This is a genomic window from Accumulibacter sp., assembly GCF_036625275.1.
In the GTDB taxonomy this organism is placed as follows: domain Bacteria; phylum Pseudomonadota; class Gammaproteobacteria; order Burkholderiales; family Rhodocyclaceae; genus Accumulibacter.
Genome location: NZ_JAZKUD010000004.1, coordinates 1 through 20,263 on the forward strand (window position 1 = coordinate 1; position 20,263 = coordinate 20,263).

A 20,263-nucleotide genomic window follows, 5' to 3' on the forward strand; every position below is an offset into this window, starting at 1 on the left:
TTGGCCCAGGCACCGCCTCCGCCCGCGCGGTTGGCCCAGGCGCCCGCCTCGGCGTCCGGCACAGCACCCAGTTTCAACATTGCCCCACCGAAGAGGGCGCTGCCGATGACGACCTTGGACCACTTGTTGAGACTGCGGAGGAAGTCCCTCCGCCCCATCAACATCGTGTCGTCGGCTGTATTGTCGTCAGTTCCCTGCTGTGATTTCATGTCGTCGTTCATGTTCAACCTCGGTTTCCTGCTTGCAAAAATCCGGCCATGGCCCCGTAAGAACTGGTCTCAAACCAGAGGCAAAGTATCATGCGGATCGGTTCGACGGCCTCATGCGCTTCACTCAGATGCTTTCGCCGGCCCTGCTACTCGGCACCTAGCCGGGAAAAGTGCACGCTGACAAAACGCCACTGGCCTTTCTCCTTTTGCAAGGTTCCGGACATGTTGAAGGCGCGTTCCCGCGTTTCCTGGTCGATGGGGGCTTTCATCGTGGTGGTCATCGCAAACCAGGCGATGTTACCGCTCGCACCGGTTGAAATCCACTGGTTGCTAAAGCTGATGCTGTTCGGCTTGAACTTGGTAAAGAACTGAGCGTAGGCAGCGGAGATCCCTTCCCCGCCCAGATAGGCTTCGCCAGCACCGGTACCCAACAGGACGGCACCGGGCGCCGAGGAATAGGTCGCCATCACGCCCTCGAGATCCTGCGCGTCAAACGCCTTGTTGTGACGTTCCACTAAGGACTGCACCCCGGGCAAGGGGTCTGTTTTCGGGGACTCCGCCAGACAGGGAGAAACCATTGCCCCACAAACAGCCGTCACCAGGACGAAGCTCCGCATCGCAGACATCAATGATCTCCTTTCGTAATCAGGCTGCTTGGAAAATTACCGGCTGAATCGGCTCGAAAAGTCCAGGCCTGAACACAATCGATGCGTTACGTTCCCGACCCAAGACGACGGCTAATCAACACCCCTTGAAGGGTAGAAGACGCGAAGGGAAAACACAAGACAATTTTTCGGCGGTGTCCGTGTGAGCTTCCCTCGGTTTTTCGTCTGCCAAAGGGTAGGTTTCATGCGACCAGTTTTCCTTCCTGTTGCCCGCTGAGCCAAGCCGCCAGGAACTGCGTTGGCGACTTGTAGCCGAGGGTCGAATGCTGCCGTTTTCTGTTGTAAAAGACCTCGATGTATTCAAAGGCCGCAGCTTTGATCCCGGCGTGTGTGGCGTAGCGAACGCCATGGACCCGCTCGTTTTTGAAGCGGTTGAACCCGCTCTCCGTCGGTGCGTTATCCCAGCAGTTCCCTTTTCGGCTCATCGAGCAAATCATGCCGTATTCCTTGAGCTTGTCCTGAAACGCGTGACTGGCGTACTGGTTTCCCCGGTCGGAGGGGTGCAGCAACCCCGGCGCTGGTTTCTTGCGGAACCAGGCCAGGGTCAGCGCATCGGTCACGATGTCCGCGGTCATGTGGGGCTTGAGCGACCCGCCGACGACTTCGCGGTTGAACAGGTCGAGCACGATGGCCAGGTAGAGCCAACCTTCATCTGTCCACAGATACGTGATGTCCGACGTCCAGACTTGATTCGGCGCCGCCGGTGTGAAGTTTCTGGAGAGAAGGTTCTCTGCTACTGGCAGACCATGCCTGGAGTCCGTCGTGACCTGGTAGCGCCGCTTGTGGCGGGCGCGGATGCCGTTGTCGCGCATCAGCCGTTCGACCCGTTCCTGACTGGCCGAGAAGCCTCGGGTGCGCAACTCGCGCGTCATGCGCGGGCTGCCGTAGGCTCCTTTGAGTTCGACATGAATCGAGCAGATCAGCGCCAGCATCTGGCGGTCGGTCAGGCGCTGACGATCCGGCCTGCCGCCACGCTTCCAGGCACGATAGCCGCTGATGCTGACATCGAGCACGTCACACCTTTCGGTCAGTGCAAACGCATTTCCCTGCTCGGCAATCCAGGCGTCCTTCATAGAGCATCCTTCGCGAAGTACGCCGTCGCTTTTTTTAGTATTTCGTTCTCCCGCTTGAGACGGCCATTTTCGGCTCGCAGCCTGGAGAGCTCCCTCTCTTCGGGTGTGACCACTTTGCTCCCCGCTCCAGTGAGCTTGCCTTCTGCTGACGCTTTTATCCAGTTACGCAAGGTCTGGTCGCCCAGCCCAAGTTCCTTGACCACGGCACTGATGCTCTGACCATCCTTGACCCGTTTGACCGCCAGTTCCTTGAATTCGGTCGTATAGGCTTGCTTCGGTATCTTCATGTCTTGCCTTCCAAAAGTGACTCAATTTTAGGTCACCCTGGGCAGACGAAATTTCGGGGGAAGCTCAGGTCTCGCATCGTGCAAATTGCGTGCTCGACTCAGCGCAGATTTCCAGGGTACGTGCTCAAGCCGCCACCCGCCGCTGCCCGCTGCAGACGGTCGGCAACCGCCGCCCAGACGGGCGTTGCCGGAATCTCCTCGACGAGGATCAGCTCGGCGTCGGCCTGGTCCAGTTCACGCAGGGCGGCGTAGAGCGCACTGGCGTAAGCGCGGGGATTGGCCGGCAGGCGGCGGCAGGCGTGTGCTGCCAGTGTGGCGGGCAAGCGACTGTGACAGAGTACGGCGCAGCGCTGACCCGTGCGCTGCAGAAGGTCGATGACCTCGACAAGGCGCGCGCATGGGAGCAGGCGCAGTGGCGTCGTTGGCGCGTAGTGCGCGGCCAGCGAACCGGAAACCCGCGGCATGCCGCCATCCGGCGGACGGGTGACGATCTGCGGCATGACGCCGATGACCGTCGCAATCTGTTCGTGCGTGATCCGCCCTGGGCGCAGCAGACGCGGTGGCAGCGACTCACCGGGGGTCAGGTCGAGAATCGTCGACTCGATGCCGACCGGGCAGCGACCGCCGTCGAGGATCAGGGGGACGGCGTCGCCGAGTTCCTCGCGCACATGCGCGGCCGCGGTTGGGCTGATGCGGCCGAAGCGGTTGGCCGAGGGTGCGGCGATGCCGCCCATGCCGGCCAGCCCGCCGCCGGCACGGGCATAGGCGCGCAGCAGGTCCAGTGCCAGGGGGTGCGCCGGCACCCGCAGGCCGACACTGTCCTGACCGCCGGTGACGACCTTCGGGACTGCCGCCGCGCACTTGAGGATCAGGGTCAGCGGGCCGGGCCAGAAGGCTTCCGCGAGTTCCCAGGCGACGCTGGGAATGTCCCGCGCCCAGCGGTCGAGATAGCCGTCAGCCGGCAGATGGACGATCAGCGGGTGATCGGCCGGCCGCCGCTTGGCCGCAAAGATCCGGGCGACGGCGGCCGGGTTGGCGGCGTCGGCGCCGAGGCCATAGACCGTCTCGGTCGGAAAGGCGACCAGTTCGCCGGCTTGCAGCAGCGCTACGGCACGATCGAGGTCGTTTTTTTCAGGGCGCATCGACGATCCCGATTGCGGCGCGCGCGGCCATCGCGACTTGCCGGGCACGTTCCGGGTCACTATCGAGAACGGTGAAGTGTCCCATCTTGCGACCGGGGCGGGCGTGATGCTTGCCGTAGAGATGGAGACAAAGAACTCGACAGCCAGAGTGTATGCTGTAATCACATGCAGTTATCGACATCTCGAATGCTCAATCCGAATCCCCATGGCTACCGCCTGCGCGCCCGCTCGCACTGCGGTCTATCGCCGTCGCCGGCCCGAACGTACCGTGCTCTATCGCACCGTGCAGACGCACCTCACTACCTGGTTCGAATCCCTTGTGACCGTCGGCAGGGCGCTGCGGGTCTGGCGTATGTGGAACGGGAGTTCCGCCGCTCTTTCGACTGCGGGATTCTCGCCAATGGTTTTGCCCTCGCCCGAGGCGCCCAGTGCGGTCACGATTTTCTCTTCGCCTGGTCATGCAAAGGTCGTGGTGTCTGTCCCGCTGGCAACCCCCGGCGAATGGTCGAAACCGCTGCCCATCTGGCCGACCCCGTTTTTCCGCCGTTGCCGATTCGCCAGTGGGTGCTGTTGGTTCCCAAGCGTCTGCGTTTTTCCCCTCAAACATGATCCGGCGATCGAGACGCTGGCGCTGCGCATTTCTCGCGATTGGAGGCTGGCGTCGACGTCAAAATCCGGCGCGGCCGGCTGCCGCGGGAGATCCTCAAGCAGGAACGCCTCGCACCTCTGTCGCCGGAACAGCAGCTGGCCTGGCTGGTCGCCTACCACGACGAGAGAGCATTCGACGCCTTGGCGGGTGCGGCGGTCCAGGAGCTGCTGGCGAGACTGCTGCATCAGGCGGCGGCTGGGGCGCCCAGGCTGGCTGCGGGCTGGGATGCGTGGCGGGAGGCCATCGCCGGCTGGTTGCGGGAGGCGGGCGATGAGCCACTGGTGTGAGATTGCCAGACGACTGGAAGCGCTGTCCGATACACTAACAGCCTCAACGTGCTGAACCGGGAGAGTAAGGAGTGGCATCAGCCGAGCGCAGCGAAGCTTCAACCCGCACTGAACTGATCGACGCCCAGCTGGCGCGCGCCGGTTGGTCGAAGAGCCGACGAACACTCGTTGAAGAAATGATCCTGCATGTCGAGCAACCCGATAGCGCGTATCGTCATGGGCAGTTTGCCGATTACGTTCTGCTGGGTTCCGATGGTCAGCCTCTGGCCGTTGTTGAGGCCAAGCGAACGTTTCGCGATGAACTCGTGGGTAAACGCCAGGCTGCCGATTACGCGTCTGCGATCAAGGCCCGGTTCGGAATCAATCCGTTCGTTTTTCTTACCAATGGCAAGGAAATCCAGTTCTGGGATCTCGATCGCTACCCGCCGAGAAAGATCGGCGGCTTTTATACGCGCGACGACCTGGAGAGGCTTAGACACCAGCAGCGGCATGCACAGCCGCTCCAAGACGTCGCGATCAACCCTGGCATCGCCGGTCGGGACTACCAGAACGAGGCGATCCGCCGCGTCACCGAAGGCATTGATGCCGCCAAACGCCGATTCCTGCTGGTCATGGCCACTGGCACCGGCAAGACCCGCACAACCATAGCCCTGGTCGACACCTTGCTGCGTGCCAGACGAGTGCAGCGTGTGCTGTTCCTCGCCGACCGGCGCGAACTCGTTCGCCAGGCCATGTCGGAGTTCAAGTCGTATCTTCCGAACGAGAGTCTCGCGCGCATCGAGAACGGCGAAACCTCTGGAGCACGCATCCAGTTCTCGACCTACCCCAGCATGATGCGGGTGTACGATCGCCTGTCCGTCGGGTATTACGATCTGATCATCGCTGACGAGAGCCATCGCTCGATCTACCAGCGCTACAAGGCCATCTTCGATCACTTTGACGCCATCCAGCTGGGCCTCACCGCGACGCCGACCGACTACATCGACCACAACACTTTCGAACTGTTCGATTGTGGCGACGGCGCACCGACCTACTACTACAGCTACGAGCAGGCCATCGAGGACGGAAACCTCGTCAACTACCGGGTGCTGGACGCCCAGACCCACTTCCAGCTCAAGGGCATTCAGGGCGACGCACTGCCCGAACCCTTGCAGCAGATGGCTCGCGACCAGGGTGTGGAACTCGACGAACTCAACTTCGAAGGCAGCGACATCGAGAAAGGCGTCGTCAACCAGGGCACCAACGATGCCATGGTGCGCGAGTTCATGGACAAGAGCCGCAAGGATATCCGTGGCCTGCCGCACAAGGCAATCATCTTCGCCGTCAGCCATGCACACGCCAAGCGCTTTTACGAAAGCTTCAACCGGCTTTACCCCGAGCTGCAGCGCCAGGGCATGGCCGAGATTATCGACAGCCATATGGAACGTGCCGATGCCACGCTTGACGACTTCAAGTACAGAAGCATGCCGCGGGTCGCGATCTCGGTCGACATGCTCGATACCGGCATTGACGTGCCGCCCATTCGCAACCTCGTCTTTGCCAAACCGGTTTTCAGCAAGGTCAAGTTCTGGCAAATGATCGGACGCGGGACCCGCCCGTACACCGACAGGACCACTGGCGAGGTCAAGCAGGACTTTCTGATCATCGACCACTGGAAGAACTTTGCCTGGTTCAAGCTCAAGCCCGATGGCGAAGTGGATCACCCTTCCGAGCCGCTACCGGTCAGGCTTTTCCGCTTGCGACTCGAAAAATGGCACTTGCTGCACGCCCAGCGGGAAAACACACAGCCTGTCGTCGATGAACTGCAGGCGATGTTGGCCGCGCTGCCACGGCAGAGTATCGACGTGCGCCCCCACTGGGACGAACTCGACGCGCTGCTGCAGCAGTGGCCAGCCCCCAGCCAGGCGGTGCAGGAGCACCTGAGCAAGACCATCGCACCGCTCCTGCGCCTCGCCCCGCTCTGCGGGCTTGATGAACTCCAGTTCCGTATCTGGTGCGAACGACTTGGCGTTGCCTGGTTGAAGTCCGATCGGGGAGAACAAGCCAAGGTCAAGGCACGCATCCTGGAAGCCATTGCCAGCCTCGCCGACAACATTCCTGCGGTACAACGCGTGCAGGAACAACGTGCCTGGGTTCGCTCGGCAGGCTTCTGGCAGCACCTGGATCTCGCCCGGCTGGCCACGCTGCAAGGCACCTTTGCGCCCTTGATGCGCTACCGAATTGCGCTGCCCGGCACGACGGTCGAAATCGACCTGCCCGACACCATCACCGAGCGATCCTGGATCATCTACGGTCCCACCGGGGAGGGGGCCTTTGCCGCAAGCTACCGGGAGCAGGTCGAAGCCCTGGTCCGTCGTCTGGCAGACCAGTTGCCGGAACTGGCCAGGCTCAAGAAAGGCGAAATCCTTTCGGAGGGCGAACTCGAGCGCGTCAGCCAGACGCTCAACCAGGCCGATCTGTTTGTCACCGAAGACACCTTGCGCAAGGCCTTTGAGGCGCCGGCCGCGTCACTCGCCGATTTCCTGCGCCACATCCTCTGCCAGGACGCGCACTTGCCGAATCGCGAGGAACGCGTCAATGCCGCGTTCGATGCCTTCATTGCCCAACACGGCTACCTGCGCGCCAATCAACTCAATTTCCTGCGTGCAGTCAAGGCCGCGGTGATGCGGCATGGCCGCATCACCCGCGCCGCGCTCAGCGAGCCGCCGCTGTCGCGCGTCGGACGCGTCGAGGCGATCTTTCCCGCGCAGGATATTCAAGAACTCGTCGACTTCGCCAATCGGTTGGACACGGAAGCGGCCTGAACCCAACAGGAAAACCTTAGATGCTAGCTCCGCAAATCAAGAAAAAAGTCGATGAACTCTGGAACCGATTCTGGTCCGCCGGCCTCACCAATCCTCTGGTGGCGGTCGAACAGATCACCTATCTGCTGTTTCTCAAACGGCTGGAAGACATCGATCGCAAGCGCCAACAGCGGGGATTCCCGTCGATCTACGCCGGCAAGGAGAACTGCAAGTGGAGCTACATTCGCCAGGAGAAGACCAACCCCTCGCATCTGATCGAAGTGGTCTTTCCCTGGTTGCGTGAACTGGACAAGCACTTCTCCAGCGACAGCGCCGAAGGCACCGAGCTGGCGAGCCTCAACCACCGCATGGCCGATGCCTACTTCCAGCTCGATCCGAACAAGGGCAAGGTCCTGTCGGATGCCATTGATACCATTGACCAGCTCTTCGCCCGTGTCGGTGGCAGTTCCGCTGCCCAGGACATCATGGGCGACACCTTTGAATACCTGCTCAGCGAAATGGCCACGGCAGGCAAGAACGGCCAGTTCCGCACCCCGCGCCATTTGATCCGCTTCATGGTCGAGCTGCTCGACCCCGAGCCCGGTCAGCGCATCATCGACCCGGCCGCCGGCACCGGCGGCTTCCTGTTCAGCGCCCAACAGTACCTGATGCGCAAGTATTCGGCACCCGACAACCTGGTGCTGGAATGGGATGGCGCACCGCATCGCACCGACGCCGCCGGCGCCAGCAGAATCCAGTACGAAGCCATACACCACGGCGGCAACTTCGTCGGTCTCGACAACGACCGGACCATGGCGCGCATCGGCTGGATGAACCTGGTGCTGCACGACGTGACCGACCCGCACCTGCTGCAAGGCGACTCCCTGAGCAAACGCGATGGCAAGCCGGAATTGGCCGAACTGCTGACGCCCGAGTCCTACGACTTCGTGCTGGCCAATCCCCCGTTTACCGGCACGGTAGACAGCAATGACCTGGAGCGGGACAGCAAGCTTTTCCCCCGTGCGGCCGACAGGGGAAAGAAGAAGGACGACGCCCTCACCAACAAGAGCGAGTTGCTGTTCCTGTGGCTGATGCTCGACCTGTTGCAAATCGGCGGGCGCTGCGCGGTCATCATTCCCGAGGGCGTGCTGTTCGGCAACACCGACGCGCATGTGCGGCTGCGGCGTGAGTTGCTCACCGAGCATGTCGTCGAAGGCGTCATCTCGCTGCCCGGCGGCGTCTTTCAACCCTACACCGGCGTCAAGACCTCGATTCTGCTTTTCAGGAAGGAGACGCGCCGCGACGAGAAGCAAAACTTCACCGGGCAGAAACCGCGAACCGCGTACGTGTGGTTCTACGAAGTCGAAGAGGACGGTTTTTCGCGCGATGCCAAGCGCAATCCCCGTCCAGGCCAGCGCAACGATCTCTGGGATGCGCTGGTCAAGTTCAAGGTCTGGCTGGCCGAAGGCCGCAGTGGCGCCGAGCGTCTTGAGAAGAGCTTTCTGCAACCGGGTTTTCGCGCCGAGCGCTGGCGTCAAGCGCTGCTGCGCGATAGCGGCGACAAGCTCACGCCGGCTGGTCTGGCGTTTTCGTCACTGGCCGACACCAGCATGTGGGACGGCCAGGTGTGGAACCTGCATGAGTTGTTTCCCGAGTTGCCCGCCGATCCCAGGGAAGCCGAAACGCAGGTGCGTGATGCGGCCCGCAAGGCGCTCGAAGACCTGGCGATTCGCTACTTTGCAGCACCCACCCGGCCGCTGTGGCAGAAGTGGAGCAGCACAGGCACCGCCATGGATAGCGAGATGGCGCTGGCCGATTGGCAAAAGGCCATCAAGGTTCCGCAACAGGATTTCAGCCGCACAACGCGCGAGGTCGAGCGTTTTTTCGAGGCCGAAGAGGGTCCCGCGCTACCGCTGTGGAAGGAAATGGCCAAAGAAGCCCGGAACAACGGCTTGTCCTGGCACCAACGCGCCATCACCGAAGCGCCCACCGTTCAGTTTGGCGAACATGAGCCGGTAAATGACCTGGCCTTTGCTGTGGAAGCGATAGCCCGCGAAGTCGCCAAACTGGACGGCTTTGACGTGACCTTGCGCAGCCTGGCGATTGACCAGAGCACACCACTGAGTGCGGCGAAACATTGGCTCGTCCCTGTACGCAACTGGGCGCTCAATGAGGAATGGCAGTCGGAGGATGGCACTCTTCAAGGCTCGCACGAGACCAACGGACAGGTCCGTCCGCGGTACGTTGAGGCCATGTTGACCGCCGGGCTTTACGACGAGAAAGGTGCGCTCAAGGATGGGCTGCTCGACCCGGACTGCATTGAGGCCCGTGAGTGGAACCTGTCCGCTGGCCAGTACAAACCCTTCGACTTCACCCAGCTCAAGAGTGACAAGAGCGTCAGCCAGTTGCTTGCTGAACTGCGCAACACCGAGCAGCAAATCATCAGCGGACTCGACAAGCTGCTGGCGATGGTGGAGGGGCGGGAATGAGCTTGCCTGAGGGTTGGATTGAATCAACAGTTGGAAGAGTGGTCGTCGATTTACAGTCGGGCTTTGCACAGAAGCCCGGCGAGGACGATGATGGCATGACACCACAGATTCGGACCCACAACATCACCCCTGAAGGGAAAATTACGCTTGAGGGCATCAAACATGTCTCTGCCAGCGCCAAGGAACTTGAGAGGTGCCGGCTTGCCGTCAATGATGTTGTTTTCAATAACACGAACAGCGAAGAGTGGGTCGGGAAAACCGCTGTGTTCGACCAAGAGGGCGAATACGTTTTTTCAAATCACATGACGCGCTTACGTGCGGACACTTCGCTGATCAACCCCGCCTTCCTCGGCAGTTATCTACACTTGCTCTGGTCAATGGGTTATTCGAAAACCCGAGCAAAGCGATGGGTGAGTCAAGCAGGAATTGAAGGGGCCGCGCTGGCGTCATTCAAAATCCCACTCCCTGCCCTACCCGAACAGCAGCGCATCGTCGATGTGCTGCAGGGGGCAGAGGATTTGGCCAAAACCAAGCGCTTAATCAGTGAAAAAATTGATCAGTTGGTGAGAACAATCTACTGGGAACACTTCGGCGCCTGGTATACCCCTGATGGACTGCGCGACTCCGTACGCATCTCTGAGTACGTCGACGACTCCCAGTACGGTGTATCGGAAGCAATGGAGGGAAGAGGCTCTCACGCTGTCCTCAGGATGAACAGCATCACGACCAGCGGATGGTTAGATCTGTCCGACTTGAAGTATGCAAACCTGTCAAAGCGGGACGCTGACAGCACGATCCTAAAAAATGGCGATCTCCTTTTCAACCGCACGAACTCGAAAGAGTTGGTCGGCAAGTGTGCGGTCTGGCGGGGCACGAAAGAGAACTTTAGCTTTGCGTCTTACTTGGTTCGATTTCGCTTGAAACATGGAATGTTGCCCGAATACCTTTGGGCAACGCTGAACAGTGCCTACGGCAAGTACCGACTGGTAAATGCCGCCAAGCAAGCGGTCAGCATGGCTAATGTCAGCCCAACAGACTTGGGACGCCTCACCGTTCCACTGCCCCCATTGCCTCTACAAGAGAACTTTGCCCGCCTGGTGACGCAAATCGAAGCTCTGCGCACGGAGATGCTGAGCAAAGTAGGGCACTTTGAAGAGCTTCGTGCTCTGGTGACACAACAGGCGTTCAGCGGTGAGCTTACCGAGGGTTGGCGCAAACAACATGATGCAGAAATCTTGAATGCCACAAGAGCGCGTGATGAACTGCTACGCGAACGATGTGCCAAGGTGATAAGACCCCTTGCTGATGGTCCCACCTTGAACACCCGTGCTGCCACGACGCAAGCACCAACCCACCGCCGCTGGCTGCTCGACGAACTGAGCGAGTTTCAGCAACGTGTGTTCTCCGCCTTCGTCGCCTACACGGCCCAGCCATTGCTGGCCGACGACCCGGACGCGTTTGCCGCGTTCTGCGCCGACGACGCCCTCACCGAGCAATTGGCCGGCTTCTCGTACTCACCCGACCGCATTCGCCGCACGCTGAGCCAGTTGGCCGCTCTCGGTCTGATTGCCAGGATCACGCTGCCCCACGTCAACCCCCTCACGCTCGAGCGCCAGTACCTGCAAGCCTTCCGGCCGCTGCGCGACGACGAACATACGCAGTTCGCGGATGTCGAGGCTTTGCGTCGTGCTCTCTCTCCTCCTGGAGAGGTGGATGAATGAGGCTGCGCTATCTGCATCTGCGCCATTACCCACCGATCAAGGACCTGGCGCTGCGTTTCGCCAGCGGATCGCCGTTGCAGCGCGAGTGCGCCATCCGCTTTGTCGTCGGCGTGAACGGCAGCGGCAAGTCCAACCTGCTGCGCGCGGTGGCCGAAGTCTTTCTGGCGTTGGCCGACGAGCGCTTGCCGCCGTTCCCGGTCAGTCTGATCTACGAGTTGGGCCGCCGCGGCCGGCCGGATCACTACACGTTGGTGGTCGATTGCCCCGGCACCAGGGGCGAGGCCAGCCTGTGGGTATCCGAGGGTTTTCATTGGCCCGATGACACGTCCGCCGAGCGCTTCGAAGACGCCATCACCCTGATGCGCGCCAGCGCGGCCCGCGGCCCGGAGGGTTTCACTCCACTGATCCGGCAGGGTTCCTGGCCGCAGAGTGCCGGCATTGCCTTGCCGAAGGCCGTCCTGGCCTATACCACCGGCGATCTGCGGCCGTGGCGATCGATCTGGCACCGCCACCACGATGCCTCGGGCTTCGACTCGGGCACCGCCGAGGATATCCACGACCCCGCCAGCGAACGGCCGGTCGGCTGGACAGATGCCCAGGAAGTCATGCTTCCGACTGGCGAGCAAGAGGAAGTTACAGAGCTTGGGCCGGATGAGGCCACTTCGGTGACGACCTTGCCGTCTGCCCTGTTCCGACGCCCCATCCTGTTGAATCCGATCTTGCTCAAGTGCGCCCTGCTGGCCGTAGCGCTGCCGGAGGCCTTCGTGGCAACGGCGGACTATCCACGAAGCGCTGAAGTGGATGCTCTGATTGGTGGCGCCTACAGTATTTCGCCACTGCAAGCCCTGCTGGAGCGCGGCGGCTGGCATCACCTGGTGTCGGTGGCCTTCCGTTGTCGTCTGCAAGCCAGGTCCTGGAGCCGGGTCTTGCGCGAGACGGCGCACGACTGGCTGTTGTGTGCCGGCGAGGTGATTGGCGAGCCACATCCCACCGAATCGCGTCGCACGCTCTATTTTGACCTCAAGGGGACATTCAGCGGCCAGGATGTGCCAACGCTGATGCCCAACGACGGCCTGAGCATCAGCACGACGCAGGGCGAAGCGCTGTGGTCGCTGCTTGGCGGGCGTGACGTAACGGCCTTTGAGCGGTTTGCCAGGCTGGCGGATCTGCATCAGGCCGGATTGTTTGACGATGTCGAGTTGCGCTTGCGGCGACAAGCGAAAGTTGGTTCAGATACCAGCCCGAGCGCGCAAGACCAGGACGTTGGCGTGTTGCGCTACGAGGAACTCTCCGATGGCGAGCAGATGGTGTTGGGGCGAATGGCCCTGTTCCATTTGCTCCAAGGCCAACACGATGCGCTGCTGCTGCTCGACGAACCGGAAACGCATTTCAACGACAAGTGGAAACGCGAAATCATCGACATCATTGATGACGCGATTGGCAATACGGCCAACGACGTCTTGATCTCCACACACTCGGCCATCGTGCTCTCCGACGTGTTCAACGACGAGATCGTGATGGTCGAGAAAACGCCGGACGGATCAAGCGTACGCTCGGTGGACCAACAGACCTTCGCCACCGACCCGAGCGCCTTGATGATGACCGTCTTCGAGGCCGACGACAGCATCGGCAAGCGGGCGCAAGAGTTCATCGAGGGCAAGCTGCGGCAGGCGACGGGGACGCCTGCCGACATTCAACAACTGGAACAGCGGATCGCTCGAATGGGCTCGGGTTTCTACCGCAGCGAGTTGCGCACCCTGCTGAATACCTGGCGCGGCAAGGGCAATGCTTAGGCCAATCGTGCAGCCCTTTTGCGGCGCTGCGCTGCATGCCTGTCGCCGTCTGCAAGAGCAGTTGCTGGCCTGGCTGTGCGATCCGGCAGTCAGCGCCGGCGAGATTACGCAGGCCAACCTGCAGCCCCCGCGCGTGCCGACGCAGATTGAAGCGGATTGGCTGTGGCACTTCTTGCAGAAGGCCGATGGCGGTCGAACACTCCTGGACAGGGCACTGGTGATTGCGGGGATGTCCCTCGCCGAGAAGGCGGCCTTGCGCACCTGGGGACAGGCAGTCGCGGCGCTCGCTGCCCAGTTCCAGCCGAACCCGTCGGCCTGGCCACGGAGCAAGCCGGAAATCCCGGACGCCGCCTGGCAGGCCTTCAGGGAACTGATGGAAGCCTTCTACCGGAAAGGCCTGCGCAGCGGCTTGCCCTACGCGGCAAACGGTACGCCGGTGAGCAGCGGTGGAATGACTTATGCAGGGTTTCTACAGGCGTTTCGAGCGGCACACCAACTGAACCCTGTCGCCCACGCCAGAGAAGTGTGTGTTCTATGCGGCGGGCCACTCGGTCAGACGCCTGAAGTGGACCACTGGATCGCCGTGAGTGCCTTTCCGCTGTTGAGCGTGTGCGCAGACAACCTCCTGCCGATTTGCGGCGAGTGCAATTCAACGTCAAACAAAGGTGATCAACCGGTGCACACGCAAGGGGTTTTTGATGACTGGTTCCACCCGTACCTGCGTCCGGGACACGGCGCCTTGCATCTCGACTATGTGCTGCAAACGCGGTCGATCACCTGCGCGGCTACCGATGCCGCTGACACGGCAAGGGTGACCAACCTTGACAAGCTGCTGAACCTGGCAAGCCGGTGGACCCGCGAGTTCAAGGCCGAGTACGCGAAGCAGCAGAGCGTGCTGATTGGCCGCGAGAGGCGTCGGATAGCTCGTGGTCAGGCAGAACACACGCAGGCGGAAATCCGGGCACATCTGCTGACCGTGCAGAACGACCTTGTACCCACGGAGCCGTTCCACGAAGTGCATCGCGTTTTGTGCGCAGCCATGCTCGAACAGTCCAGAGTGGCAGCCTGGCAAACCGAGTTGGGCTTGGACACATGAATTAAGAAGGAGCAGGAATGATTGACTCGGTTTTTCTCACGCGTGTGGTCCTGCGCAACTACAAGAGCATTGGCTACTGCGACGTCCGCCTCAACCCGCTCACCTATCTGGTGGGGGCCAACGGATCGGGCAAGAGCAATTTCCTGGACGCCCTGCACCTGGTACGGGACGCTCTGGCCGCTTCTCTCGACAATGCCCTGAACGAACGGGGCGGATTGAACGAAGTGCGGCGGCGATCCAGCGGTCACCCGACCAACTTCGGCATCCGGCTCGAGTTCGCGTTGAGCAACGGGCAAGCCGGCCACTACGCCTTCAACATCGGCGCGCTGGCGGGCCGCGGTTACGAGGTGCAATTCGAGGAGTGCGTGCTGGGCGGTGTCGGCAAGGGTCCGTTCTTCCGTATCGAGCGCGGCAACCTCAAAGCCAGCAGCGAGGGGACCTTTCCAGCGGTAACCGCCGATCGTCTGGCGTTGGTGGCGGCGTCGGGAATGGCGGTGTTTCGCCCGGCATTCGATGCCTTGACGGCGATGGGTTTCTACAACCTGAATCCGAAGTTGATGCGCGAGTTGCAGAAGCCACAGGAGGGGCGCTTGCTCAAGCCCGTGGGGGAAAACATCGCGAGCGTGATCGGGCATCTGGAACGGGTCGCCGCCGACAGGCTGGAGATCATCCAGGAATATCTTCAGACGGTTGCACCGATGGTTCACGGCGTCGAGCGCAAGCCGATCGGGCCGATGGAAACCCTGGAGTTCCGCCAGGACATGGCTGGAGCAAAACATCCGTGGCGATTTCCGGCGCAGAACATGTCCGACGGTACGCTGCGAGCGCTCGGTGTGTTGACGGCGCTGTTCCAGGGCAACCGGGATTACGCGCCATCGCTGGTGGGTATCGAGGAGCCCGAAACGGCGCTTCACCCGGCCGCCAGTGCGGCCTTGCGCGAGGCGCTGGCGCGCGCCTCGCAAGACACCCAGGTCATCGTTACCAGTCACAGCCCGGACTTGCTCGACGATCTGTCCTTGAGTGCCGACGCCTTGCTGGCAGTGGTTTCCGAGGGCGGCGAGACGCGCATTGCGCCGTTGGACGAAGCCGCGCGCATGGCGATGCGCGACCAGCTTTTTTCGGCCGGAGAACTCCTGCGCCTGAATCAACTGGCGCCTGATCGGGCGGTGCTTGCGGCCCAGGCACAGGAACAGGCTGATCTGTTTGGCGAGGTCGAGCCGTGATTGCGGTCGCCGCCATCGTCGAGGGCGCCGGCGAGGTGGCCGCGCTGCCAATTCTGCTGCGACGGATCAACGCCTGGCGCACTCCGGATGTCCATTTGCAGGCGCTACCGCCGATTCGCGTTCATCGGGATCGATTCCTGAATCGGGACGATGAATTCCGCCGACACTTGCTGCTAGCCGCCGCCAAGTGTGGCGAAAACGGTTGGATTCTCGTGCTGCTCGACGCCGATGATGACTGTCCGGCTGAGTTGGGGAAACAGATTCTCGAGCGAGCAACTGCATACGTTCCGCACCGTCGGGTGTCGGTCGTGCTCGCCAACAGGGAATACGAGGCCTGGTTCATCGCCGCAGCTGGGTCGCTCGCTGGTCAACGCGGTTTCGCATTCAAGCCTGCTGAAGCGATTGACGCCGAAGGTCCGCGCAACGCCAAGGGGTGGATCACGGCGCACATGTGCGGTGGCAGTTACGGGGAAACGACCGACCAGCCGGCTTTTTCGGCGCGCATGGACCTGCAGCAGGCGTTCGCCCGCAGCCGATCTTTTCGCAAGCTCTGCAGCGAGTGGGCAAGGCAGATGGCCTTCGCATGTGCAGGGTTGCGGGAGGCGAGCGATGAGCCGCCGGCGTGAGATCGCCAGACGGCTGGAGGCGCTGAACGACATCGGCGGCATCCTGTCGGCGATGAAAGGCCTGGCGCTGATGGAGACCCGCATCCTGAGCGGCTCGCTTGAAGCAACCCGGAGCACGGTAGTTTGGAACTGCGGAACATCCAGGACAGCGCGCCAGGCAACCAGTTTTCCAGGAATTCCATGGCCAGACTCAGCAGGCCGCCGAGCAGGAGCACGACGAGGGTTGCGGTCCAGCGCCCACCAGGCAGTCGGCGCAGCGCCAGCGCCACCAGAAAGCCCAGCGGCACGTAGACAATGACGTTGACCATCCGGTCGAAAACTGATCAGGCTCCTGATGCGCCGCTACCCGCCGCTGCCCGCTGCAGACGGTCGGCAACCGCCGCCCAGACGGGCGTTGCCGGAATCTCCTCGACGAGGATCAGCTCGGCGTCGGCCTGGTCCAGTTCACGCAGGGCGGCGTAGAGCGCACTGGCGTAAGCGCGGGGATTGGCCGGCAGGCGGCGGCAGGCGTGTGCTGCCAGTGTGGCGGGCAAGCGACTGTGACAGAGTACGGCGCAGCGCTGACCCGTGCGCTGCAGAAGGTCGATGACCTCGACAAGGCGCGCGCATGGGAGCAGGCGCAGTGGCGTCGTTGGCGCGTAGTGCGCGGCCAGCGAACCGGAAACCCGCGGCATGCCGCCATCCGGCGGACGGGTGACGATCTGCGGCATGACGCCGATGACCGTCGCAATCTGTTCGTGCGTGATCCGCCCTGGGCGCAGCAGACGCGGTGGCAGCGACTCACCGGGGGTCAGGTCGAGAATCGTCGACTCGATGCCGACCGGGCAGCGACCGCCGTCGAGGATCAGGGGGACGGCGTCGCCGAGTTCCTCGCGCACATGCGCGGCCGCGGTTGGGCTGATGCGGCCGAAGCGGTTGGCCGAGGGTGCGGCGATGCCGCCCATGCCGGCCAGCCCGCCGCCGGCACGGGCATAGGCGCGCAGCAGGTCCAGTGCCAGGGGGTGCGCCGGCACCCGCAGGCCGACACTGTCCTGACCGCCGGTGACGACCTTCGGGACTGCCGCCGCGCACTTGAGGATCAGGGTCAGCGGGCCGGGCCAGAAGGCTTCCGCGAGTTCCCAGGCGACGCTGGGAATGTCCCGCGCCCAGCGGTCGAGATAGCCGTCAGCCGGCAGATGGACGATCAGCGGGTGATCGGCCGGCCGCCGCTTGGCCGCAAAGATCCGGGCGACGGCGGCCGGGTTGGCGGCGTCGGCGCCGAGGCCATAGACCGTCTCGGTCGGAAAGGCGACCAGTTCGCCGGCTTGCAGCAGCGCTACGGCACGATCGAGGTCGTTTTTTTCAGGGCGCATCGACGATCCCGATTGCGGCGCGCGCGGCCATCGCGACTTGCCGGGCACGTTCCGGGTCACTATCGAGAACGGTGAAGTGTCCCATCTTGCGACCGGGGCGGGCGTGATGCTTGCCGTAGAGATGCAGCTTGAGGGCAGGAAAAGCGTACAGCTTCGACCAGTCGGGTTCGCGGTAGTGATGGCCGGTCAGGGTCGTTTCATACCAGAGATCGCCGAGCAGATTGACCATCGCCGCGGCCGAGTGCGCCCGCGCTTCGCCGAGCGGCAGGCCGCACAGGGCGCGTACTTGCTGCTCGTATTGACTGGTGAGGCAGGCGTCGAGGGTGTAATGACCGCTGTTGTGCGGGCGTGGGGCCATTTCGTTGATCCATAGTTCGCCGCGAACGACAAAGAACTCGACGGCCAGGGTACCGATATAGCTTAAGCCCTCGGCAATCCTGGCGGCCAGTGCAGCGGCTTCGGCACGCAGTTCGGTCGAGGCTCGCGCCGGTGCCAGAGAGACATCGAGAATACCCTTGCGGTGACTGTTCTCGGCGGCCGGAAAGCTGGTCACGACGCCGCTTTCATCGCGCGCCAGGACCACTGAAACCTCGTAATCAAGGGCGAGTCGCTGTTCGAGCACGCAGGTCTCGCCCTTGAACTGCTGGAAAGCGGCCATCGCCTGCTCGGGGTTGGCGACCAGGGCCTGTCCCTTGCCGTCATAACCAAAGCGGGCGACTTTCAGGATTCCGGGGAAAAGGCCGGCAGCGGCCTCGCGCAGATCCTGTTCGCTATGCACTGCGGCGAAGGCGGCGTGTGGCAGGCCTTGGTCGCGCAGGAAGGTCTTTTCGGCGATGCGGTTCTGGCAGACGCTGACCGCCGCTGCCGAGGGGCGAACGACCACGAACTTGTTGAGATAGTCGAGGGTTCCGGCCGGGACGTTTTCGAACTCGGTGCTGATGGCCGCGCAGTTCTGCGCCAGCTCGTCCAGTGCTGCAAAATCCTCGTACGCTGCCAGCAGATGACGGTCGGCGATCAGCGCCGCCGGGCTGTGCGGGTCGGGGTCGAGGACCCAGACGGGGTAACCCATCTCGTGCGCTGCCGCAACGAAGAAGCGGCCGAGCTGACCGCCGCCAAGCATCCCGAGAATTGCCGGGGGAAGAATCATCGTGCCGTACCGGGAGAATCTTGCGATGAAAGTCGCGAGCGACTCACGAATCTCGCCTCCCCCCTCGCGGGGGAGAGGTGAGGGAGAGGAAAACGGTCATCACTTTCATCATCGGGAGTGTCTTGCAAAGTCATGACCGTTTGGGCGACTGGTCGGGAATGCTGCTCACACCTCCGGCAGCTTCATGGCCATCACCTTCTCGGCCTGTGCGCGACGGAAGTCGCCGAGGTGCCGGGCGAGCGCCGGGTCGCCGGTGGCCAGCATGGCGACGGCGAACAAGGCGGCATTGGCCGCGCCGGCTTCGCCAATGGCGAAAGTGGCCACCGGAATCCCCTTCGGCATCTGTACGATCGAGAGCAGCGAATCCTGACCGGACAGGGCTTTCGATTGCACCGGCACGCCGAGCACCGGCACGGCGGTCTTGGCCGCCAGCATGCCCGGCAAATGGGCAGCGCCGCCGGCGCCGGCGATGATCGCTTTCAGTCCGCGCTGGCCGGCCGCGGCCGCATATTCGAACAGCAGATCGGGGGTGCGATGCGCTGAAACGACGCGCGCCTCGAAAGGCACGCCAAACTCCTTGAGCATCACCGCAGCCGCCTGCATGGTCGGCCAGTCGGAATCGGAGCCCATCACCACGCCGACCAGCGGTTCGCGTGGCGCCATCAGCGGGCCTCCCTTTCGGCAGCTTCAAGGGTGTTGGCGAGCAGCATGGTGATGGTCATCGGCCCGACGCCGCCGGGCACCGGCGTGATTGCCGAGGCGACTTCGCTGACCGCTGCAAAATCGACGTCGCCGCAGAGTTTGCCGTCGGGCAGGCGGTTGATCCCGACGTCGATGACCACGGCACCCGGTTTGACCATCCCGGCGGTGACGAAACGCGCCTTGCCGAGCGCGGCGACGAGGATGTCGGCGCGGCGCGTGTGCAAGGCCAGGTCGCGGGTCTGCGAATGACAGACGGTGACCGTTGCGCTGGCCTGCATCAGCAACATCGCCATCGGTTTGCCGACGATGTTCGAGCGCCCGAGGATCACCGCTTCCTTGCCCTTGGGGTCGATGCCTGCCTCGGCAAGGAATTTCATCACGCCATAGGGCGTACAGGGGATGAAGCGCGGATGACCCTGCATCAGTGCGCCGACATTCTCGGCGTGAAAACCATCGACATCCTTGTCGGGGGAGATTGCCTTGAGCACCGCGTCGCTGTCGAAGTGCTTCGGCAATGGCAATTGCACGAGGATGCCGTGTATCTTCGGGTCGGCATTGAGTTCGGCGATCCTGTCGAAGACCCGCTGCGGCTCGACATCGGGCGCATAGAGGATCTTTTCCGAGTGGAAACCGGCCTGCGCACAGGCGTTTACCTTGTTGCGCACGTAGACCTGCGAAGCGGCGTCTTCACCGACCAGAATCACGGCCAGGCCGGGGCGGGTGCCGCGGCTGGCCAGAAGCGCTTCGGCACGCGTCTTGAAATCGGCGCGCAGTTTTTTCGCCAGCGCGTTGCCGTCGAGGAGTGTTGCCGTCATCTTGGTTTTCCTGGAGTGTTTTTCCCGGATGCCCGGAAGGAGTCAGAAATTGGTCAGAAATCCGTCGACCGGGGCGTCAGATGCCAGCACTCCAACTGCGCCGGTCGATGCTGAGGAGGGGATTCTATCGCAAATCAGACCAAGCCTTCTCGCCTTTCGTCGCCAGTTCCGGCGACTGCCCGAGGCCTCCACGAGCACTCAGGA

The 20,263-nt window shown here is 62.5% G+C and carries 16 protein-coding genes and 2 pseudogenes; 9 read left to right on the forward strand and 9 right to left on the reverse strand.

Translation table 11 applies throughout. From position 1 onward, the window contains the following. From V5B39_RS03205 to V5B39_RS03225, 5 genes and pseudogenes are all read right to left on the reverse strand, one after another. Positions 1 to 227 (reverse strand): annotated as a pseudogene (locus V5B39_RS03205) (hypothetical protein); the annotation flags it as partial. Positions 228 to 355: 128 nt separating this feature from the next. Further along, complete coding sequence (locus V5B39_RS03210) at positions 356 to 835, reverse strand: nuclear transport factor 2 family protein (RefSeq protein ID WP_332341407.1); 480 nt, start codon at positions 833 to 835, stop codon at positions 356 to 358. Positions 836 to 1,056: 221 nt separating this feature from the next. Continuing rightward, positions 1,057 to 2,234 (reverse strand): IS3 family transposase gene (locus V5B39_RS03215; RefSeq protein WP_332341408.1). Its coding sequence is split into 2 segments (ribosomal slippage): positions 1,057 to 1,985 and positions 1,985 to 2,234, totalling 1,179 coding nucleotides; the frame shifts between segments, so codons are not numbered across the junction. Between the two features lie 98 nt (positions 2,235 to 2,332). Beyond that, positions 2,333 to 3,376, reverse strand: a complete 1,044-nt coding sequence (locus V5B39_RS03220) for an L-threonylcarbamoyladenylate synthase (protein ID WP_332341409.1) — start codon at positions 3,374 to 3,376, stop codon at positions 2,333 to 2,335. Further along, a pseudogene (locus tag V5B39_RS03225) lies at positions 3,366 to 3,509 on the reverse strand (5-(carboxyamino)imidazole ribonucleotide synthase); the annotation flags it as partial. The gene V5B39_RS03220 and the pseudogene V5B39_RS03225, both read right to left, overlap by 11 nt. A gap of 53 nt (positions 3,510 to 3,562) precedes the next feature. Between V5B39_RS03225 and V5B39_RS03230 the strand changes: the two are divergent. The 9 genes from V5B39_RS03230 (at position 3,563) to V5B39_RS03270 (ending at position 16,043) form a co-directional block, all read left to right on the forward strand. Then, positions 3,563 to 3,985: a transposase zinc-binding domain-containing protein gene (locus V5B39_RS03230; protein ID WP_332341411.1), complete on the forward strand. Its 423-nt coding sequence runs from the start codon at positions 3,563 to 3,565 to the stop codon at positions 3,983 to 3,985. A 39-nt stretch (positions 3,986 to 4,024) separates the two neighbouring features. Continuing rightward, the gene (locus V5B39_RS03235; protein ID WP_332341412.1) at positions 4,025 to 4,312 is read left to right on the forward strand and encodes a hypothetical protein; all 288 of its coding nucleotides are present in this window, start codon (positions 4,025 to 4,027) and stop codon (positions 4,310 to 4,312) included. A gap of 176 nt (positions 4,313 to 4,488) precedes the next feature. Next, a complete protein-coding gene (locus V5B39_RS03240) occupies positions 4,489 to 7,116 on the forward strand; it encodes a DEAD/DEAH box helicase family protein (RefSeq protein WP_434735646.1) in 2,628 nt (875 codons plus the stop codon). A 20-nt stretch (positions 7,117 to 7,136) separates the two neighbouring features. Continuing rightward, entirely contained in the window at positions 7,137 to 9,584 is a 2,448-nt protein-coding gene (locus V5B39_RS03245) for a type I restriction-modification system subunit M (protein ID WP_332341416.1), read from the forward strand. Then, positions 9,581 to 11,305, forward strand: a complete 1,725-nt coding sequence (locus tag V5B39_RS03250) for a restriction endonuclease subunit S (RefSeq protein ID WP_332341417.1) — start codon at positions 9,581 to 9,583, stop codon at positions 11,303 to 11,305. Before V5B39_RS03245 ends, V5B39_RS03250 begins: the two co-directional genes overlap by 4 nt. Then, positions 11,302 to 13,098, forward strand: coding sequence for an AAA family ATPase (locus V5B39_RS03255; protein WP_332341419.1), 1,797 nt, complete (start codon positions 11,302 to 11,304; stop codon positions 13,096 to 13,098). Before V5B39_RS03250 ends, V5B39_RS03255 begins: the two co-directional genes overlap by 4 nt. Next, positions 13,091 to 14,194, forward strand: a complete 1,104-nt coding sequence (locus V5B39_RS03260; protein ID WP_332341422.1) for a hypothetical protein — start codon at positions 13,091 to 13,093, stop codon at positions 14,192 to 14,194. Before V5B39_RS03255 ends, V5B39_RS03260 begins: the two co-directional genes overlap by 8 nt. A gap of 17 nt (positions 14,195 to 14,211) precedes the next feature. Next, positions 14,212 to 15,417 carry an AAA family ATPase gene (locus tag V5B39_RS03265; protein ID WP_332341424.1) on the forward strand — a complete coding sequence of 402 codons (1,206 nt, stop codon included), beginning with the start codon at positions 14,212 to 14,214 and terminating at the stop codon, positions 15,415 to 15,417. Next, positions 15,414 to 16,043, forward strand: a complete 630-nt coding sequence (locus V5B39_RS03270) for a DUF4276 family protein (RefSeq protein ID WP_332341426.1) — start codon at positions 15,414 to 15,416, stop codon at positions 16,041 to 16,043. The genes V5B39_RS03265 and V5B39_RS03270 overlap by 4 nt, the downstream gene beginning before the upstream one ends. Before the next feature lie 323 nt (positions 16,044 to 16,366). Here the strand turns inward: V5B39_RS03270 and V5B39_RS03275 are convergent, their stop codons facing one another. The 4 genes from V5B39_RS03275 to folD all read right to left on the reverse strand — a co-directional run bounded on the left by V5B39_RS03275 (position 16,367) and on the right by folD (position 20,059). Continuing rightward, positions 16,367 to 17,395 (reverse strand): L-threonylcarbamoyladenylate synthase, encoded by a 1,029-nt coding sequence (locus V5B39_RS03275; protein WP_332341428.1) that lies wholly within the window; start codon positions 17,393 to 17,395, stop codon positions 16,367 to 16,369. Next, the gene (locus V5B39_RS03280) at positions 17,385 to 18,542 is read right to left on the reverse strand and encodes a 5-(carboxyamino)imidazole ribonucleotide synthase (RefSeq protein WP_332341429.1); all 1,158 of its coding nucleotides are present in this window, start codon (positions 18,540 to 18,542) and stop codon (positions 17,385 to 17,387) included. The genes V5B39_RS03275 and V5B39_RS03280 overlap by 11 nt, the downstream gene beginning before the upstream one ends. Positions 18,543 to 18,707: 165 nt before the next feature. Next, positions 18,708 to 19,205 carry a 5-(carboxyamino)imidazole ribonucleotide mutase gene (purE, locus tag V5B39_RS03285; RefSeq protein WP_332341430.1) on the reverse strand — a complete coding sequence of 166 codons (498 nt, stop codon included), beginning with the start codon at positions 19,203 to 19,205 and terminating at the stop codon, positions 18,708 to 18,710. After that, positions 19,205 to 20,059, reverse strand: coding sequence for a bifunctional methylenetetrahydrofolate dehydrogenase/methenyltetrahydrofolate cyclohydrolase FolD (gene folD, locus V5B39_RS03290; RefSeq protein WP_332341433.1), 855 nt, complete (start codon positions 20,057 to 20,059; stop codon positions 19,205 to 19,207). Before folD ends, purE begins: the two co-directional genes overlap by 1 nt. Positions 20,060 to 20,263 lie beyond the last annotated feature (204 nt).

Excerpts from the sequence above, each read along its gene's own strand:
- V5B39_RS03210 (WP_332341407.1), bottom strand. The coding sequence starts at position 835 with ATGTCTGCGATGCGGAGCTTCGTCCTGGTGACGGCTGTTTGTGGGGCA.
- V5B39_RS03220 (WP_332341409.1), bottom strand. The coding sequence starts at position 3,376 with ATGCGCCCTGAAAAAAACGACCTCGATCGTGCCGTAGCGCTGCTGCAA.
- V5B39_RS03230 (WP_332341411.1), top strand. The coding sequence starts at position 3,563 with ATGCTCAATCCGAATCCCCATGGCTACCGCCTGCGCGCCCGCTCGCAC.
- V5B39_RS03240 (WP_434735646.1), top strand. The coding sequence starts at position 4,489 with ATGATCCTGCATGTCGAGCAACCCGATAGCGCGTATCGTCATGGGCAG.
- V5B39_RS03245 (WP_332341416.1), top strand. The coding sequence starts at position 7,137 with ATGCTAGCTCCGCAAATCAAGAAAAAAGTCGATGAACTCTGGAACCGA.
- V5B39_RS03250 (WP_332341417.1), top strand. The coding sequence starts at position 9,581 with ATGAGCTTGCCTGAGGGTTGGATTGAATCAACAGTTGGAAGAGTGGTC.
- V5B39_RS03255 (WP_332341419.1), top strand. The coding sequence starts at position 11,302 with ATGAGGCTGCGCTATCTGCATCTGCGCCATTACCCACCGATCAAGGAC.
- V5B39_RS03260 (WP_332341422.1), top strand. The coding sequence starts at position 13,091 with ATGCTTAGGCCAATCGTGCAGCCCTTTTGCGGCGCTGCGCTGCATGCC.
- V5B39_RS03265 (WP_332341424.1), top strand. The coding sequence starts at position 14,212 with ATGATTGACTCGGTTTTTCTCACGCGTGTGGTCCTGCGCAACTACAAG.
- V5B39_RS03275 (WP_332341428.1), bottom strand. The coding sequence starts at position 17,395 with ATGCGCCCTGAAAAAAACGACCTCGATCGTGCCGTAGCGCTGCTGCAA.
- V5B39_RS03280 (WP_332341429.1), bottom strand. The coding sequence starts at position 18,542 with ATGATTCTTCCCCCGGCAATTCTCGGGATGCTTGGCGGCGGTCAGCTC.
- purE (WP_332341430.1), bottom strand. The coding sequence starts at position 19,205 with ATGGCGCCACGCGAACCGCTGGTCGGCGTGGTGATGGGCTCCGATTCC.
- folD (WP_332341433.1), bottom strand. The coding sequence starts at position 20,059 with ATGACGGCAACACTCCTCGACGGCAACGCGCTGGCGAAAAAACTGCGC.